Annotated in this window: 15 protein-coding genes; 11 read left to right on the top strand and 4 right to left on the bottom strand. The window is 58.6% G+C overall.

Translation table 11 applies throughout. The annotated features are described in order from the left end of the window. The first annotated feature begins 46 nt into the window (after positions 1 to 46). Positions 47 to 1,546 carry a CoA-acylating methylmalonate-semialdehyde dehydrogenase gene (locus K5Q02_RS08830; RefSeq protein WP_225838352.1) on the top strand — a complete coding sequence of 500 codons (1,500 nt, stop codon included), beginning with the start codon at positions 47 to 49 and terminating at the stop codon, positions 1,544 to 1,546. A 538-nt stretch (positions 1,547 to 2,084) separates the two neighbouring features. On the opposite strand, the gene K5Q02_RS08835 is transcribed toward K5Q02_RS08830, so the two are convergent. Both K5Q02_RS08835 and K5Q02_RS08840 read right to left on the bottom strand, forming a co-directional pair. After that, positions 2,085 to 3,920, bottom strand: a complete 1,836-nt coding sequence (locus K5Q02_RS08835; RefSeq protein ID WP_225838354.1) for an ATP-dependent nuclease — start codon at positions 3,918 to 3,920, stop codon at positions 2,085 to 2,087. A gap of 65 nt (positions 3,921 to 3,985) precedes the next feature. Further along, complete coding sequence (locus tag K5Q02_RS08840; RefSeq protein ID WP_225838355.1) at positions 3,986 to 4,801, bottom strand: NYN domain-containing protein; 816 nt, start codon at positions 4,799 to 4,801, stop codon at positions 3,986 to 3,988. A 229-nt stretch (positions 4,802 to 5,030) separates the two neighbouring features. Here K5Q02_RS08840 and K5Q02_RS08845 point away from each other — a divergent pair, with 229 nt between their 5' ends. From K5Q02_RS08845 to azu, 7 genes are all read left to right on the top strand, one after another. Further along, positions 5,031 to 5,921, top strand: coding sequence for an MBL fold metallo-hydrolase (locus K5Q02_RS08845; protein WP_225838357.1), 891 nt, complete (start codon positions 5,031 to 5,033; stop codon positions 5,919 to 5,921). A 440-nt stretch (positions 5,922 to 6,361) separates the two neighbouring features. Then, positions 6,362 to 7,483 (top strand): branched-chain amino acid ABC transporter substrate-binding protein, encoded by a 1,122-nt coding sequence (locus tag K5Q02_RS08850; RefSeq protein ID WP_225838358.1) that lies wholly within the window; start codon positions 6,362 to 6,364, stop codon positions 7,481 to 7,483. Positions 7,484 to 7,747: 264 nt separating this feature from the next. Continuing rightward, a complete protein-coding gene (locus K5Q02_RS08855) occupies positions 7,748 to 8,662 on the top strand; it encodes an ABC transporter permease subunit (RefSeq protein ID WP_042556336.1) in 915 nt (304 codons plus the stop codon). A gap of 57 nt (positions 8,663 to 8,719) precedes the next feature. Next, positions 8,720 to 9,946, top strand: a complete 1,227-nt coding sequence (gene livM / locus K5Q02_RS08860) for a high-affinity branched-chain amino acid ABC transporter permease LivM (protein ID WP_230411034.1) — start codon at positions 8,720 to 8,722, stop codon at positions 9,944 to 9,946. Continuing rightward, complete coding sequence (locus K5Q02_RS08865) at positions 9,943 to 10,815, top strand: ABC transporter ATP-binding protein (protein ID WP_225838371.1); 873 nt, start codon at positions 9,943 to 9,945, stop codon at positions 10,813 to 10,815. The genes livM and K5Q02_RS08865 overlap by 4 nt, the downstream gene beginning before the upstream one ends. Continuing rightward, a complete protein-coding gene (locus tag K5Q02_RS08870; protein WP_042556338.1) occupies positions 10,812 to 11,540 on the top strand; it encodes an ABC transporter ATP-binding protein in 729 nt (242 codons plus the stop codon). Before K5Q02_RS08865 ends, K5Q02_RS08870 begins: the two co-directional genes overlap by 4 nt. A gap of 360 nt (positions 11,541 to 11,900) precedes the next feature. Continuing rightward, complete coding sequence (azu, locus tag K5Q02_RS08875; RefSeq protein WP_225838373.1) at positions 11,901 to 12,350, top strand: azurin; 450 nt, start codon at positions 11,901 to 11,903, stop codon at positions 12,348 to 12,350. A 558-nt stretch (positions 12,351 to 12,908) separates the two neighbouring features. On the opposite strand, the gene K5Q02_RS08880 is transcribed toward azu, so the two are convergent. Both K5Q02_RS08880 and K5Q02_RS08885 read right to left on the bottom strand, forming a co-directional pair. Continuing rightward, positions 12,909 to 13,550: a TetR family transcriptional regulator gene (locus K5Q02_RS08880; protein ID WP_225838376.1), complete on the bottom strand. Its 642-nt coding sequence runs from the start codon at positions 13,548 to 13,550 to the stop codon at positions 12,909 to 12,911. A gap of 86 nt (positions 13,551 to 13,636) precedes the next feature. Then, positions 13,637 to 14,080, bottom strand: coding sequence for a YhcB family protein (locus K5Q02_RS08885; RefSeq protein ID WP_225838378.1), 444 nt, complete (start codon positions 14,078 to 14,080; stop codon positions 13,637 to 13,639). Between the two features lie 130 nt (positions 14,081 to 14,210). Between K5Q02_RS08885 and K5Q02_RS08890 the strand changes: the two genes are divergently transcribed. The 3 genes from K5Q02_RS08890 to zapE all read left to right on the top strand — a co-directional run bounded on the left by K5Q02_RS08890 (position 14,211) and on the right by zapE (position 17,447). Then, positions 14,211 to 14,840: an alpha/beta hydrolase gene (locus K5Q02_RS08890; RefSeq protein ID WP_225838380.1), complete on the top strand. Its 630-nt coding sequence runs from the start codon at positions 14,211 to 14,213 to the stop codon at positions 14,838 to 14,840. Positions 14,841 to 14,883: 43 nt separating this feature from the next. Beyond that, positions 14,884 to 16,233 carry a tryptophan--tRNA ligase gene (locus tag K5Q02_RS08895; protein WP_225838381.1) on the top strand — a complete coding sequence of 450 codons (1,350 nt, stop codon included), beginning with the start codon at positions 14,884 to 14,886 and terminating at the stop codon, positions 16,231 to 16,233. 119 nt (positions 16,234 to 16,352) lie between these two features. Further along, complete coding sequence (gene zapE / locus K5Q02_RS08900; protein ID WP_225838383.1) at positions 16,353 to 17,447, top strand: cell division protein ZapE; 1,095 nt, start codon at positions 16,353 to 16,355, stop codon at positions 17,445 to 17,447. Positions 17,448 to 17,503: the final 56 nt, after the last annotated feature.

Below are 17,503 nucleotides of genomic sequence, written 5' to 3' on the forward strand. Positions count from 1 at the left end.
GCCGGCAAGCCAGCTCCTACACAACGTCTCCAATCGAGGAAGCTCCATGACCATCATCCAGCACCTGATCCACGGCGAACTCACCGACGGCCAGGGCGGCCGCAGCGCCGAGGTCTTCAACCCCGCTACCGGTGAAGCGGTACGCCGCGTCGCCCTGGCCGATGTGGCCACCGTGCAGCAGGCCATCGACTCTGCCAAGGAGGCGTTCCCGGTCTGGCGCAACACGCCGCCGGCCAAGCGCGCTCAGGTCATGTTCCGCTTCAAGCAACTGCTCGAGCAGCATGAGGACGCCATCGCCAAACTGATCAGCGAAGAGCACGGCAAGACCGTCGAAGACGCTGCCGGCGAACTCAAACGCGGTATCGAGAACGTCGAGTACGCCTGCTCTGCGCCGGAAATTCTCAAGGGTGAATACACCCGCAACGTTGGCCCCAACATCGACGCCTGGAGCGACTTCCAGCCGGTGGGCGTGGTCGCTGGCATCACTCCATTCAACTTCCCGGCCATGGTGCCTTTGTGGATGTATCCGCTGGCCATCGTCTGCGGCAACTGCTTCATCCTCAAACCCTCCGAGCGCGACCCCAGCTCCACCCTGTACATCGCCCAGTTGCTGCACGAAGCCGGCCTGCCCAAAGGCGTGCTCAACGTCGTGCACGGCGACAAGACCGCAGTGGATGCGCTGATCCAGGCGCCCGAGGTCAAGGCCCTGAGCTTCGTCGGTTCCACGCCCATCGCCGAATACATCTACGCCGAAGGCAGCAAGCGCGGCAAACGCGTGCAGGCCCTGGGTGGCGCCAAGAACCACGCGGTGCTGATGCCCGATGCCGACCTGGACAACGCCGTCAGCGCACTGATGGGCGCCGCCTACGGCTCTTGCGGCGAGCGCTGCATGGCCATCTCCGTGGCCGTGTGCGTGGGCGACCAGATCGCCGATGCGCTGGTCGACAAGATTGTTCCGCAGATCAAGGCCCTGAAGATCGGCGCCGGCACCCAGTGCGGCCTCGACATGGGCCCGCTGGTCACCGCCGCGGCGAAGGACAAGGTCACCGGCTACATCGACGCCGGCGTGCAGGCGGGTGCCGAGCTGGTGGTGGATGGCCGTGGCCTGAGCGTGTCCGGCAATGAAAACGGCTTCTTCCTCGGCGGCACCCTGTTCGACCGAGTGACAGCGGACATGACCATCTACACCGACGAGATCTTTGGCCCGGTGCTGTGCATCGTCCGTGTGGACAGCCTGGAGGCGGCCATGCAACTGATCAACGATCACGAATACGGCAACGGCACCTGCATCTTCACCCGCGACGGTGAAGCCGCGCGGCTGTTCTGCGACGAGATCGAAGTGGGCATGGTCGGCGTCAACGTACCGCTGCCGGTACCGGTGGCCTACCACAGCTTCGGCGGCTGGAAGCGCTCCCTGTTCGGCGACCTCCACGCCTACGGCCCCGACGGCGTGCGCTTCTACACCCGCCGCAAATCCATCACCCAGCGCTGGCCGCAACGCAAGAGCCACGAGGCCGCGCAGTTTGCGTTTCCGAGTAATAGCTGAGGTGGGGTGAGGTAGCGAAAAGGCCGATCAGTTAATCGGCCTTTTTATTGGTGCCCGAGAAGTCTGCGTGCTGCCCATGCCTGTGGGAGGGGAACTGTGGGGCAGCAACTTGTGGGAGCGGGCCATGCCCGCGAATCTCTATCAGCAGCGACGCATTTCTTGCGGTTGTATCCACTCTTCTTGGATCGCACTCCGGCGCCGCCTATTTATCGCCTGCCAAACTGGTTTCGCCCTTACGGCGAGTCCCTTTTGGCAAACGCCGGATGGCCGGCCCCGCCCAAAAGGAACCAAAAGGTCTGTGCCCCTGCATCCGGGTCTCGCTCCATCATTGCTCCGAGGGCCCGGCCTAGGCGGCCCCCCACGAAGGGCCATCCCTGGCCCATCGCGGCTCTCGCGGCATCCATGCCGCTCAACCCTCTACACAAGGATTCCGTTCGGCCCTCTGAAGGGGCGTATGCCTGATGCATTCCGTTGCACAGGATTCCACGTTGCTGACCCAGCGTGATAATCCATTCTAAGAGATGAGTTTAGAGTGAGTTTATATTGCTTGTTGCGTTGAAGATATTTTCTTTAAGATCTCAATTAATGGAAGAAAGGCCGAGAAACTTTCTTTTTTAAGAGGCTTTATGATTTCCTTGAAAAATTTGTCTTTACCAGCACCAATTTTTCTATATTTTATAGCTTCTTCTTGGAGGAAGTTTGTTATTTCAAAAGGCAAGTTTTCTTGGCGTTGGTTTCCTAATAAAAGCGCAGATTGAGCTGGTTTTATTTCTAGTGTTTTTCCGTCTGAAAATGGCTTTGCTAGAATTTCATCGTCAAAGAGATACTCTATGCAAAGATTTTTTGCCTTCACAAACCCTTTCCTAAACTCAGGTTCTGGAAGTAGAACGGCCCATGCCAATCTGTTCTTATGTTGCTTGACTTCTTCGTTCCAGTGGGCTGTAGAGAAGTTTTTGCTTAGTTTTTTGAATTCACTTTGTCCTTCATCATCATTATCAAAAATTGCAATGACGAGGCGGTTATCTTCTGGGTGAATTGATTCTATAAGCCTTGCTAGCGTGCCCGCGCCTCCGTTATCACCACTTCCGCCAGAGTTGTCACATGCTCTAATAAGAAAACTTATGTCTGTTCCTTCTGTTTTTTTAAAGGCCTCATCAATTATTTCTTTGTCAGTTCTTCCTTCGGTAACGATGAGTGGGCTATTTCGCTCGTTAGCTTCTGTTTCTAATTCTCGAATTCTCGTGTTTAGATTGTTGAGCTTTTCCAGCTCTGATGAGTAAAATTCATGTACTTCCTTTTGGATCTCCAGTATTCCAAGCTCTTCTTTAAGCTTTTCCTTGTGTTTGAAGTCTTCACTAAGTGCGATGTTGGCTACGATCGTGTCTGAGTTTTCTTGAGATATGCGATAGCAGCTAACTTTTTCACCTTCTAATGCTATGAACGCAGGCGAGTGTGTGCTAACAAAAATCTGCGCTCTATCTGAATATTTGTTATGGAAGTCTCGCGCTATATTGGTAACGTGTGAGTACTCCAGCGCAATTTCTGGCTCTTCATAACCCCATATATAGAAATCATTGGTGTTTATCGCAATGTAGTAAAGCACGGAAGCAATATAGCGTGACTGTAATCCGTCGCCTCTAAATCGTAAAGGTACAGAACCGTCACTTGTTTTAGTTGAAACCAAAAAGGACTGGAATAAGGCGGATATATTGCTTGGAGGTGTAATGGAGGTTTCAATATGTGTTGCAGACTCGAAATCCGATTTTAGATCGCCTATTTGTCCTTCTATGTGCTCTGCTAAAGTATTGGCTGTAGCAAGCAATGCCTCGTTTTGGTTGATTGTAGAGTCTAATAATGTTCGTTGCAGTCGACTAAGAAGCTCGTTTACGTAAGCCCTGTCTCGTATTGCAGGGACATACTCAAAATGTATTTTGTTAAGAAAGGTTGCTAGGCTTCTTTGTGCGGTTGTTAGTGTTGATGGTAGTTTTTTTGCTTTTTCTAATGATGCTAAGTTGTTTGATTGTTCATATGTTCTGCTGTCCCTGTACCATTTTCTTTCTACGTTGAATTTCTCTGGCAGGCTTCCTTTGTAGTTTGTTGGGCGAATAAATTCAATTGTAATACTTATGAACTGCTTTCCTTTAACGCTCTCTTTTCGTACCTCTTCAAGTCGCTTTTTTGAGAAGTTGTCGTAAAAATCAAAGCTGCTTTCCCAGTCGGTTTGCCCGTTGAAAAATAAATTCAGTGATTTGATTATATTCGATTTTCCTACGTCGTTTCTTCCGGAGATAATATTAATTGATGAGCATTTTTTTAGGTCGGCGTAATGAAGTGAGCGGAAGTATTTTATGGTGACTTTGTTGATTATCTGCATCTCTTTGTAAGCTCTTTATTTTAATTGGTGCGTGTTGAGTCGTAAGTGCGCAAGCAACCGCGTGCTTATAGCTTTATTAGTGCTTTTCGATTTCGCACAAATAATACTTTCCCGCCTGTCGGTGTCGCTCCGCGTTCCCGCAATTCGAATTGACCGTTGCGTGCCTTGATGAGATCAGTGAGCTTTTTAAATCCGTAGAGGCGTGGGTCAAAGTCGGATTTCAGTTTGCGCAGGTTGTCGCCCAGAGCACCCATGTGCACCCAGCCCTCTTCGTCAGAGATGTCATCAATGACTTTGGTGATCAATTTCACCGGAATTTTGGGCGTGGTGTTTTCGGTATGCTCGTTTTCTAATGGTGCGGAGTCACTTGATAGTGATTTGAGAGCGGGTTGTACCGGTGGTAAGTTATCCATCTCCGCTACGTCATTACGCAGCAGCTCGGTGTAGATAAACTTGTCGCACGCCTTAACGAATGGCTGTGGCGTTTTCTGCTCCCCAAAACCGATAACTTCCAAGCCTTCCTCACGCAGCCGAGCAGCCAGCCGAGTGAAGTCGCTGTCACTGGATATCAAGCAAAACCCATCGAATCGCCGCGTATAGAGCAGATCCATAGCATCGATGATTAACGAACTGTCGGTCGCATTCTTGCCTTTGGTGTATGCGAACTGCTGGATCGGCTGGATGGAGTGGTCGAGCAGCACCTTCTTCCAACTGCCCAGGTTGGGCAGTGTCCAGTCACCGTAGATGCGCTTCACGCTGGCGACGCCGTATTTGGCGATTTCTTCGAAAAGGCCTTCGACGATGGCGGCGGGGGCATTGTCGGCATCGATGAGGACGGCGAGGTGTTTTTGGTGGGCGGCGGGCGCGTTCTTGCTGGCCATGGTTCTTCCTTGAAAGGCGATGGCCGACCTTACTGCGAAATACTGGCGGTGCGCCACTGGGTGCTGATGGCTTTTGGTCGCAGAGCGTTGCATGAGTTTGCGTAGACTGGTTCGCGCTGTGCTACGAATTTGCTCTGGTATGAGCAACAAAGCATTGCAGATAAGGCCGTATTTCGAATCAATCCGTCACCCTATGATGGCCCGGAATCTTTCTCTCCGAGGCTATGCCATGAGTGCTCTGCGTCTGTTGCGCCCTTTGTTGTTCGGTAGTGTCGTGCTGTCCATGGCTGGCCATGCATTGGCGGCCGAGCCGTTGAAGTTGGAGTTGTACAACCCGGGCGAACGCTCGATTTTTCCGGTGTCGTCGCAGATCGTTTCGGGGTCGACCGAGGCGGTGTTGATCGATGCGCAGTTCCAGAGCAACGATGCGCAGGCGCTGGTCGAGATGGTGCGTGCCACGGGTAAGAAGCTCACCACTGTCTATATCAGCCACAGTGACCCGGATTACTACTTCGGCCTGGATGTGATTCACCGCGCCTTCCCGGACGCGAAGATCGTCGCCACCGCCGAAACCGTTGCGGCCATCGAGGCGAACAAGGACGGCAAGCTGGCGCATTGGGGGCCGATCCTCAAGGACAACGCGCCCAAAGCTCTGGTGGTGCCGCAGGCGCTGAGCGCGCCGAAGCTGACGGTGGACGGTCAGGTGCTGGAGATTCGTGGGCCTGAGCCGAAGCGTACTTTCGTGTGGATTCCGTCGCTGAAGACGGTGGTGGGCGGCATTCCAGTGTCGGCCAATATCCATATGTGGCTGGCCGATACCCAGACCGAGCAATCGCGCCGCGATTGGCTGGGCACTCTGGACGCCATCACTGCGCTGAAGCCGACCAAGGTGGTACCGGGGCATTACCTGAACAATGCCGATGGCAGCGTGCCGGATTCGCCGCAAGCGATTGCCGATACCCGCGACTATCTGTTGGCTTTCGAGCAAGAAGCAAAAAAGGCAGAGGACTCGGCGCAACTGATTGCAGCGATGCGCGAGCGCTACCCGAATCTTGCGGAAGAGTCGTCGCTGGAGCTGAGTGCAAAGGTCATCAAGGGCGAAATGAAGTGGCCGCAATAAGCCCCGCCTGAACCGAAATGAAATCGCCCTGCCCGGCAACGGTGCAGGGCGATTTCGGGTTGTTACCGGTTACAACGGGCGGCTTTTCCCTACAGCAGCCCAGTCAGCATCGTGACCGCTCTGGAATCAACCTCCGATCTCCCAAACACGATCCCGGTTGGCGCTCACCAACCGTGCACGTATAAACCCGGTGTTTCGGATTGTTGCACCAGCTTGGACGATGCGTTGCTCGGTCAAGGTGCGTAGTTGGTAGCAGTCTGCAGCGATCGTGGCGCCTTTTTAATCGAAAATGACGCATTCCTTGGAACGACTCTCCAAGCTTATGCCGTTGGGCATTCTCAGCACGCATTTCAGTTATACCTTCGGCCGCTGGACGTGGAAGTGGCATAGGGCTTGCTCTTGCAGGAGGGCCAATCCTAAAACTCCTCAGGAGCACGTCCATGCCTCACAAGTCTTTTCAGAAAGCTTTCCTGGCGCTAGCGGTTACCGGCGCATTGGGTTTTTCCTCTCTTGCGCATGCCGATATCGTTATAGGTGTGGGCGGCCCCATGACCGGCGGCAACGCAGCTTTCGGTGATCAGCTGTGGCGTGGCGCCGAGCAGGCGGCGGCGGATATCAACGCAGCGGGCGGCATCAATGGCGAGCAGATCAAGCTGGTCAAGGGCGACGACGCCTGTGAGCCGAAGCAGGCCGTTTCCGTAGCCAACCGTATGGTCGACTCGGACAAGGTGGTCGCAGTGATCGGGCACTTCTGCTCGTCCTCCACCATGCCGGCTTCCGAGGTGTATGACGAGGCGGGCATTCTCGCCGTTACTCCGGCTTCGACCAACCCGCAGGTCACCGAGCGTGGTCTGTCCGCGATGCTGCGCATGTGCGGCCGCGACGACCAGCAGGGCATCGTCGCCGGTGATTACATCGTCGATCAGCTCAAGGCCACCAAGGTCGCCGTGGTGCACGACAAGGACACCTACGGCCAGGGCCTGGCCGACGCCACCCGTGCGCAGCTCAACAAGCGTGGCGTGAAGGAAGTGATGTACGAAGGTCTGACCCGCGGCGAGAAGGACTTCAACGCACTGGTCACCAAGATCCGCGCGAGCGGTGCCGAGGTGGTCTACTTCGGTGGCCTGCACGCCGAGGCCGGCCCGCTGGTACGGCAGATGCGCGAGCAGGGCGTGACCGCCAAGTTCGTCTCTGGCGACGGCATCGTGACCGACGAACTGGTCGGCACCGCTGGCGATCCGCAATACGTCGATGGCGTTCTGATGACCTTCGGCGCCGATCCGCGCCTGATTCCGGACGGCAAGGCGGTGCTCGAGAAATTCCGCGCCAACGGTTACGAGCCTGAAGGTTACACCCTGTACTCCTATGCCTCGTTGCAAGTGGTTGCCGCCGCATTCACCGGCATCAAGGGCACCGACGGCGTCAAAGCCGCCGAGTGGCTGAAGGCCAACCCAGTCTCCACCGTGATGGGCAAGAAGGAGTTCGACGAGAAGGGCGACCTGAAAGTCTCTGACTACGTGATGTATCAGTGGGGCGCTGACGGCAAATACAAGCAGCTTTAAGAGAAGGGGTTTTACGAGGAGCAGGGCAGAAGTGGGTATCGCCTGTGTGGGAGTGGCTTTAGCCACGAGCTTTTCAGCCTGGCCAGAACCACTCGCGGCTAAAGCGGATCGCCGCCCGGCCGCTTCCACAAGTGATTGCTCCATCTCCATTGCCCTGCCACTCGCGAACAAACCTCCAAACCCGGTGGGTCATGACCTGCCGGGGCTGCTGCGGTCGCCTGGCGACTGCGCGCTTTTTTCCGTCACTGACTCAGAGATTCTTCAATGGACGGCATCTTCCTGCAGCAACTGGTCAACGGCCTGACCCTCGGTTCGGTCTACGGTTTGATCGCCATCGGCTACACCATGGTTTACGGCATCATCGGCATGATCAACTTCGCCCACGGCGAGGTGTACATGGTCTCCGCCTACCTGGCTGCCATTGCCATCGCGCTACTGGGTTTCTTCGGTGTGCATTCCTTCCCGCTGGTGATCCTCGGCACGCTGGTCTTCACCATCGTGGTCACTGGGGTGTACGGCTTCGCCATCGAACGCATCGCCTACAAACCCCTGCGCAACTCCACACGGCTGGCGCCGCTGATCAGTGCCATCGGTATGTCGCTGATTCTGCAGAACTACGTGCAGCTCAGCCAGGGCGCGCGGCAGCAGGGTATTCCGACCATGCTCGAAGGCGCGTTGCGTCTGCATGTAGGTGACGGTTACGTGATGATCACCTACACCAAGCTGTTCATCATCGCGGCGGCCATCATCGGCATGCTGGCGCTGACCTTCATCATCCAGAACACCCGCCTTGGGCGCATGTGCCGCGCCACTCAGCAGGATCGCAAGATGGCGCAGATCCTCGGTATCAATACCGACCGGGTGATTTCCTACGTGTTCGTCATCGGCGCTTCCATGGGCGCGCTGGCCGGGGTGTTGATCACCCTCAACTACGGCACCTTCGATTTCTACGCCGGCTTCATCATCGGCATCAAAGCCTTCACCGCAGCGGTGCTCGGCGGCATCGGTTCGCTGCCCGGCGCGATGCTCGGCGGGCTGATTCTCGGCGTGGCCGAGGCGCAGTTCTCCGGCATGGTGAATTCCGATTACAAGGACGTGTTCAGTTTCTCGCTGCTGGTGTTGATTCTGATCTTCCGTCCCCAGGGCCTGCTGGGCCGTCCTCAGGTAACCAAGGTGTAAGCCGTGAGTACGACTTCTTCTTCTATCGATGTGAAAAAGAGCCTGATCGACAGCCTGATGGCTGGCCTGATCGCGCTCATCGTGTTTGGCCCCGTGGTCGGCGTAGTGCTGCAGGGGTATGACTTCAACATGCGGATCGACCGCGTGGCGTGGATGGTCGGCGCGGTGATGGTCGGCCGCCTGCTGCTCAGCCTGTTCCTGCAGACCAGCAAGGGGCGCACGGTGCTGGAGGGCTTCGAGCGCTCCGGTGGTGGTGTCGGCGTGCAGCCACCGGGCTACGTGTCGCGGATGCGCTGGATCATTCCGGGGCTGATCGTGCTGGCGATCATCTTCCCGTTCTTCGCCAACAAGTACCTGCTGACGGTGATCATCCTCGGTCTGATCTACGTGCTGCTCGGCCTGGGCCTGAACATCGTGGTCGGCCTCGCCGGGCTGCTCGATCTGGGTTTCGTCGGCTTCTACGCCATCGGTGCCTACGGCCTGACCATGGGCTATGAGTACCTGGGCCTGGGCTTCTGGAGCATGCTGCCGCTGGCGGCGCTGATGGCAGCCTTCGCCGGGACGATATTGGGCTTTCCGGTGTTGCGAATGCACGGGGATTACCTGGCCATCGTCACCCTCGGCTTTGGCGAGATCATCCGGCTGGTGCTGACCAACTGGCTTGAACTCACCGGCGGCCCCAACGGCATGAGCGCGCCGGCGCCGACCTTCTTCGGTCTGGAGTTCGCCCGTCGTGCCAAGGATGGCGGCGTGCCGTACCACGAGTTCTTTGGCGTGGCCTACAACCCAAACATGAAGTTCCTGTTCATCTACGCGGTGCTGGTGCTGGTCGTGCTGCTGGTGCTGTACGTCAAGCATCGCCTCACGCGCATGCCGGTCGGCCGCGCCTGGGAAGCGCTGCGTGAGGATGAGATCGCCTGCCGTTCCATGGGCCTGAACCACGTGCTGGTCAAGCTCTCGGCCTTCACCCTGGGGGCGTCCACCGCCGGTATCGCCGGCGTGTTCTTCGCCACCTATCAGGGCTTCGTCAACCCGACCTCGTTCACCTTCTTCGAGTCGGCGCTGATTCTCGCCATCGTGGTGCTCGGCGGCATGGGGTCGACGGTCGGGGTGGTGATCGCCGCCTTCGTGTTGACCATCACCCCGGAACTGCTGCGCAGCTTCGCCGACTACCGGGTGCTGCTGTTCGGCATTCTCATGGTGGTGATGATGATCTGGCGGCCACGCGGGCTGATCCGCATCAATCGCATCGGCATCGCCCCGCGTAAAGGAGTCGCGCCATGAGCGACAACATCCTCTCGGTCGACAGCCTGATGATGCATTTCGGTGGCATCAAGGCGCTCAACGACGTCAACTTTTCCATCAAGCGCAACACCATCTCGGCACTGATCGGCCCCAATGGCGCCGGCAAGACCACGGTGTTCAACTGCCTGACCGGTTTCTACTCGGCCACTGGCGGCAAGATCCTGCTCAATGCGCAGAGCAAGCAGACCGATGTGATCCGCATCCTCGGCGAGCCCTTCGCCGCAGACGACTTCATCAAGCCCCGGCAGTTCGGTTCCAGGCTCTGGTACAAGATGTTCGGCGGCACCCACCTGGTCAACCGCGCCGGCCTGGCACGCACCTTCCAGAACATTCGCCTGTTCAAGGAAATGACCGTGCTGGAGAACCTGCTGGTGGCCCAGCACATGCTCGCCCAGCGCAGCCTGATCGCCGGTGTCCTCAACACCCCCGGTTACCGGCGCACCGAAAGCAAGCTGCTGGACACAGCGTTCTACTGGCTGGAGGTGGTCAACCTGGTCGACCACGCCAATCATCTGGCTGGCGAACTCTCCTACGGCCAGCAACGTCGTCTGGAAATCGCCCGAGCCATGTGCACCGGCCCTGAGCTGATCTGCCTGGACGAACCGGCCGCCGGCCTCAACCCGTCGGAAACCCATGCGCTGAGCAAGATCATCCGCCTGCTGCGCGACGAACATGGCCTGACCGTGCTGTTGATCGAGCACGACATGGGCATGGTGATGAGCATTTCCGACCACATCATCGTGCTCGACCATGGTCTGGTCATCGCCCAGGGCGGCCCGGACGCCATCAAGAACGACCCGAAAGTGATCGCCGCCTACCTCGGTGCGGACGAGGAGGAGGTGGCATGACCGACATCAACGTGGCTCCGATTCTGGCGTTCAAGGACGTCGACGTGCATTACGGGCAGATCCAGGCGCTGAAGAAGGTCAACCTGCACATCGATCCAGGCGAGACGGTGAGCCTGATCGGCGCCAATGGTGCGGGCAAGTCGACGCTGCTGATGTCGATCTTCGGCCAACCGCGGGCCAGTGGCGGGCAGATCCTCTATCAGGGGGAAGACATCACCCGTAAGAGCACCCACTTCGTGGCCTCCAACGGCATCGCCCAGTCCCCGGAAGGGCGCCGGGTGTTTCCTGACATGAGCGTCGAAGAGAACCTGCTCATGGGCACCATCCCCATCGGCACCAAGCATGCCGCCGAGGACATGCAGCGCATGTTCGAGCTGTTCCCACGCCTCAAGGAGCGGCGCAATCAGCGGGCGATGACCATGTCCGGCGGTGAGCAGCAGATGCTGGCCATCGCCCGGGCGCTGATGAGCCGACCCAAGCTGCTGCTGCTCGACGAGCCGTCGTTGGGTTTGGCACCCATCGTGGTCAAGCAGATCTTCGCCACGCTGCGCGAGCTGGCGCAGACCGGCATGACCATCTTCCTGGTCGAGCAGAACGCCAACCACGCCCTGCGCCTCAGCGACCGCGCCTACGTGATGGTCACCGGCGAAATCCGCATGACCGGCACGGGGCAGGAACTGCTCGGCAACCAGGAAGTGCGCAACGCCTACCTGGGCGGGCACTGAGCGCCTTCACCTTTATCGCCCGCAAGCGGGCTCCTACCCATCGAGACTGGATTCGGGTACGTAGGAGCCGGCTTGCCGGCGATTCGATTTCTCCCGCGACGCGATCTCACACGTCGCTCAAGTACCCGTAGCGCCTTGTGCATAAGCGGCAAACCACTGTTGCAGGCTTTCCATCATTGTCATGACATTTCTCCTCTCGAACATGGCCTCAAGGTAAGCCTGCGCTCGCGCTCTGGCTGCTTGTTTGTCTGGATCGCGTCGATAGGTTTTGCGGATGACACTGCGGTCTGTTGCCTCAGGTCATGGGCAAGCGCGTTCCGATAGGGCACGCTGCACCCATCTACTGCCAAGGAGACTCCCATGATTCGCAAGTTTGTCGTCGCCTCCGTGCTGGTTCTCGCCAGTGCTCCGTTGTTGGCTGCCGAGTGCACGGTGGAGGTTCACTCCACCGACCAGATGACCTTCGATACCAAGGAGATCGAGGTCAGCAAGAGCTGCAAGACCTTCACCATCGAGCTCAAGCACGTCGGCAATCTGCCCAAGCATGTGATGGGGCATAACCTGGTGCTGGCGAAAACCGCTGACGTGCAAGGCGTCAGCACCGATGGCATCGCCGCCGGTGTCGACAAGGGTTACCTGAAGGAAGGCGATGAGCGTGTGATCGCGCATACCAAGCTGATCGGCGGTGGCGAGTCGGATTCGGTGACCTTCGACGTCAGCAAGCTGGACGCAGCGCAAAGCTATCAGTTCTTCTGCTCGTTCCCAGGCCACGCGGCGCTGATGAAAGGCGCGCTGACCTTGGTCGACTAAGCATCCCGAGTACAGCAAAGGCCGCTGCTTCGTCAGCGGCTTTTTTGCATCTGTGTAAAAAGCCTGGCTGCCGCAGAGTTACACACAAAGCCTGTTGATAAGCCTGTTTCGAAGGTGTGAGCAACACGACGTAGCGCCGCTCGCGCCTGGGCTGTAGCCTTTAGCGCTTTTTTTGATCAGGCAATTTTTTGATCAAAAACAGCGACTTATATTCATCGCCTGGATACGCGTCAGATTGTCCACTACTCCTGTGGGCAGGGCTGTGGATAAGATGAGCATGCCTGTCTGCAGGGCACGAGTGACGTGGCTTGTAGCGCGATGATCATTATCTGATCAGTGCATGGTGGCTGGAAAAAGCCTAGCGAAAGGCTTCCGAAGTCAAGAAATACTTCAACGATTTCAGCTGCTTGAGTAAAACCATCGAGCGATGAGCGGAGGGTTATCCACGACAGTTGTGGAGCAAGCTGTGGATAAAGTGGGAGTAGCCTGGTGCAGGCCAATGGATCTGGGGCCTGCCGCGGGCTGATGTTTTTTCAGCCAATCGCGACAGGCGCCGGTTCAGTCTTCTGCGGAGTCGCTTAGGCCCAGCCCCCGCCAGCGTTTGGCGCCGATCAGGATGAAGCGCAATTGCTCGATCATCTTGGTCTCAGGGCGCTTGTGCAGGGGCAGAGAAGAAGACTGCGCGTCGATCAGTTCCGGCAGGGTGGCGAACACGGTTTTCACCACCAGATCCGCCAGCATGCTGCGCGCCGGCTCATCGAGGTGCTGCAGCTTGGGCATCAGGCTGAGGTCGCTGGCCAGGTCGGCGGCGATGTCTTCACGGAAGGTGGCCAGTGCCAGGCGCACGGGCAGCGAGCCGCCGAACTGCTCGCGGGCGAGAAACAGGAACTGGCCGCGGTTCTGCTCCACGGCGCTGAGAAAGATCTGCACCGAGGCGTCGATGATGCCGCCCAGCTCGAATTCGTTGCGCCGTACCTGGCGCAGGGTGATACGGAAGGTCTCGCCCACTTCGGCCACCAAGGCCAGGCCCAGGGCGTCCATGTCCTTGAAGTGCCGGTAGAAGCCGGTCGGTACGATACCGGCGACGCGTGTCACTTCGCGCAGGCTGAGGCTGCTGAAGGCGCGGCCGCTGTCCAGCAACTGACGGGCTGCATCCATCAGCGCCTGGCGGGTAGGGTGGTGTGAACTGTTTGCTGCCATCGAATCGCTTCCCTGTTCAGCTCGATTCGGAATCGTAAAGCAAAACCCCGCCATGCGGCGGGGTTTGGATTACTCGCGCCACTGCATCAGTGACGATTTTTCAGGCCGTAGCCCTCATCGAGCATGCCGGGAACGTCGGCACTTTTGGGTGCGTAGTCCTTGGGGATTTCCATGTCGCGCGGCGGCGTCAGGCGTTCGCGTTTGTCGCTGCTGCTCGGCTCGGCGTGCAGGGTGGCGAGCAGGCGCTGGCGCGTCACTTCGTCGAGGGCCAGGCGATCGGCACCGTGGGACAGGTGCTCCTGAACGTCGTGATAGCTCTGGGTCAGTTTCTTGACCAGATTGGCAGTGGTGTTGAAGTGGGTCACCACTTCGCTCTGGTAAGCCTCGAAGCGTTCTTGCATGTCGTCCAGTTGGCGCTGAGTGCGGCTGGGCGCAGCGTGAGGCGCCACGCGAGCGATCAGAAAACCGATGGCGATGCCTGCGACCAGGGTAAGTGCCGGTAGCAACCAGGCGGTGAGCGTCTGTTCCACGAGTCCTTCCTCTCTAAACGGCTTTGCTTTACGTTAACGGCTGGAACCTGCGCTGTACACCGCTAAGTGCTGGTGCGCGAAGGTTAAATGCTAGACGAGTCGACCCGAATCAAGGTCACGGAGTTCACTGTTGCTCATCCGCGAAACCCCCGTAATGATCGATGGCCCGAGTGGCCAGCTTGAAGCCCTTTGCCTGGAGGTGGCCGAAGCGCGCGGTGTCGCGCTGATCTGCCACCCCAATCCCGTGCAGGGCGGCACCATGCTCAACAAAGTGGTGTCGACGTTGCAGCGTACCGCTCGTGATGCGGGCTTTCATACCCTGCGTTTCAACTACCGCGGTGTCGGTGCCAGTGCCGGCAGCCATGACATGGGTACGGGCGAGGTCGATGATGCTGAAGCTGTCGCTCACTGGTTGCGCGCACGCTATCCCGAGCTGCCGCTGACCTTGCTTGGGTTTTCCTTTGGTGGCTTCGTCGCCGCCAGCCTCGGCGGCCGCCTGGAACAGCAGGGCATCGAGCCCGCAAAGTTGTTCATGATCGCCCCGGCTGTCACTCGCTTGACTGCCGATACGCCGCCCGCCGAACGCTGCCCGCTGGTGGTGATCCAGCCGGACGCCGACGAAGTCATCGAACCACAGCGTGTATACGATTGGTCCGCCAACCTCGGGCGTGCCCACGAGCTGCTGAAAGTGGCAGAATGCGGGCACTTCTTCCACGGCAAGTTGACCGACCTGAAAGATCTGCTGCTACCTCGCCTCTGAGGGTGCATCCGTCAGCCGTCTATCTTCTGTTTAAGCGATCGTCATGACCACTCGTATTCTTACCGGCATCACCACCACCGGCACGCCGCACCTGGGTAACTACGCGGGCGCCATTCGCCCGGCCATCGTCGCCAGCCGTAGCCCTGACGCGGACTCTTTCTATTTCCTTGCCGACTATCACGCACTGATCAAGTGCGATGACCCGTTGCGCATCCAGCGTTCGCGCTTGGAAATCGCGGCCACCTGGCTGGCGCTGGGCCTGGATACCGACAAGGCGACCTTCTATCGCCAGTCCGATATCCCGGAAATCACCGAGCTGTGCTGGCTGCTGACCTGCGTGGCCGGCAAGGGCCTGCTCAACCGTGCCCACGCCTACAAGGCTTCTGTGGACAAGAACGTCGAGCAGGGTGAAGACCCGGATGCCGGCGTGACCATGGGCCTGTTCAGCTACCCGATCCTGATGGCGGCGGACATTCTGCTGTTCAATGCGCAGAAGGTGCCGGTCGGTCGTGACCAGATCCAGCACGTGGAAATGGCTCGCGATATTGGCCAGCGTTTCAACCACCTGTTTGGCCAGGGCAAGGATCTGTTCAAGCTGCCCGAGGCGGTGATCGAGGAAGACGTGGCGACTTTGCCGGGCCTCGACGGCCGCAAGATGTCGAAGAGCTACGACAACACCATTCCTCTGTTCTCCAGCCCCAAGCAGTTGAAGGACGCCGTGGCGCGCATCGTCACCGACTCCAAGCTGCCCGGCGAGGCGAAAGATCCGGACAACTCTCACCTGTTCACCCTCTATCAAGCTTTTGCCGCACCGACCCAGCAGGCCGACTTCCGCGCCGCGCTGATCGGCGGGCTGGCCTGGGGCGAAGCCAAGCAGGCGCTTTATGAGCTGCTGGATGCCGAGCTGGGTGAAGCGCGCGAGCGTTACCACACGCTGATCGCCCGCCCGGCTGACCTCGAGGACATTCTGCTGGCTGGCGCCGCCAAGGCTCGGCGTACCGCGACGCCGTTCCTCGGTGAGCTGCGCGAAGCGGTTGGCCTGCGCTCGTTCCGTAGCCAGGCAGCAGGTAGCGAGAGCGTGAAGAAGAAGGCTGCCAAGCGCGCCCGTTTCGTCAGCTTCCGCGACGAAGACGGCAGCTTCCGTTTCCGTCTGCTGGATGCAGACGGCGAGCAACTGCTGCTGTCGCCATCCTTCGCCGATGGCAAGGCGGCAGGCCAGGTGAGCAAACGCCTGCAGGCCGGCGAACCGCTGGATATTCGCGTGCAGGGCAACACCTTTGGCGTGTGGCTGGATGAGCAACGGGTCGGCGAAAGCCCCGCATTCGCCGATGCGGCAGCCACCGAAGCTGCTGTCGCGCGCTTGCGCGAAGCGCTGGCGCCGGAAGAAGCCTGACACCTATAAGCAGTCGGGCGGTCTGAGACCATAGCCCCGCTGCTGATAGGGCCAATTTGCCAATCCTCGGGGGCGTCGTTAAAGTGTCGCCCCCGCTTCATTTGCCCGGTTTACGCACTATGACTCCGCTCGAACGCTACCAGGCCGACCTCAAACGTCCGGACTTCTTTCACGATGCCGCTCAGGAAAAGGCCGTGCGCCACCTGCAGCGTCTGTACGACGAGCTGATCGCCGATGATCGCAGCAAGCCCGGCGTGCTCGGCAAGTTGTTCGGCAAGAAGACCGTCACCCCGGTCAAGGGCCTGTACTTCTGGGGCGGCGTTGGCCGCGGCAAGACCTATCTGGTCGACACCTTCTTCGACGCGCTGCCGTTCAAGGAAAAGGAACGTACTCACTTCCACCGCTTCATGAAGCGCGTGCACGAAGAGATGCGCACCCTCAAGGACGTCAAGAACCCGCTGACCGTGATCGGCAAGCGCTTCTCCGAGCAGTTCCGGGTGATCTGCTTCGATGAGTTCTTCGTCTCCGACATCACCGACGCGATGATCCTGGCGACCCTGCTCGAAGAGATGTTCAAGAACGGCGTGACCCTGGTCTCGACGTCCAACATCGTGCCGGATGGTCTCTACAAGGACGGCCTGCAGCGTGCTCGCTTCCTGCCAGCCATCGAGCTGCTCAAGGTGCACACCGAAATCGTCAACGTCGACAGCGGTATCGATTACCGCCTGCGTGCGCTGGAGCAGGCCGAGCTGTTCCACTTTCCGCTGGGCGAAGCTGCCGAGCAGAGCCTGGAGAAGAGCTTCAAGAGCCTGCTGCACGAGAAGGCCAGCGTTAAGGAAAACGAAGCGCTGATGATCGAGAACCGCGCCATCAACGCTCGCCGTGTCGGCGGTGATGTGGGCTGGTTCGACTTCCGCGAGCTGTGCGATGGCCCGCGTAGCCAGAACGATTACATCGAGCTGGGCAAGATCTTCCATTCGGTGATCCTCTCCAACGTCGAGCAGATGAGCGTATCCAAGGAAGACATGGCGCGCCGCTTCATCAACCTGGTGGACGAGTTCTACGACCGCAACGTCAAACTGATCATCTCCGCTGAAGTGGAGCTCAAGGATCTGTACACCGGTGGTCGCCTGAGCTTCGAATTCCAGCGCACCCTCAGTCGTCTGCTGGAAATGCAATCCCACGAGTTCCTGTCGCGCCCGCACAAGCCCTGATCGGCTGACTGCAACGCCAAAGGCCGTAAGCTCGCTTCTGAACAGGAGCAGGGCTT

Source organism: Pseudomonas sp. MM211 (genome assembly GCF_020386635.1).
Lineage (GTDB): Bacteria > Pseudomonadota > Gammaproteobacteria > Pseudomonadales > Pseudomonadaceae > Aquipseudomonas.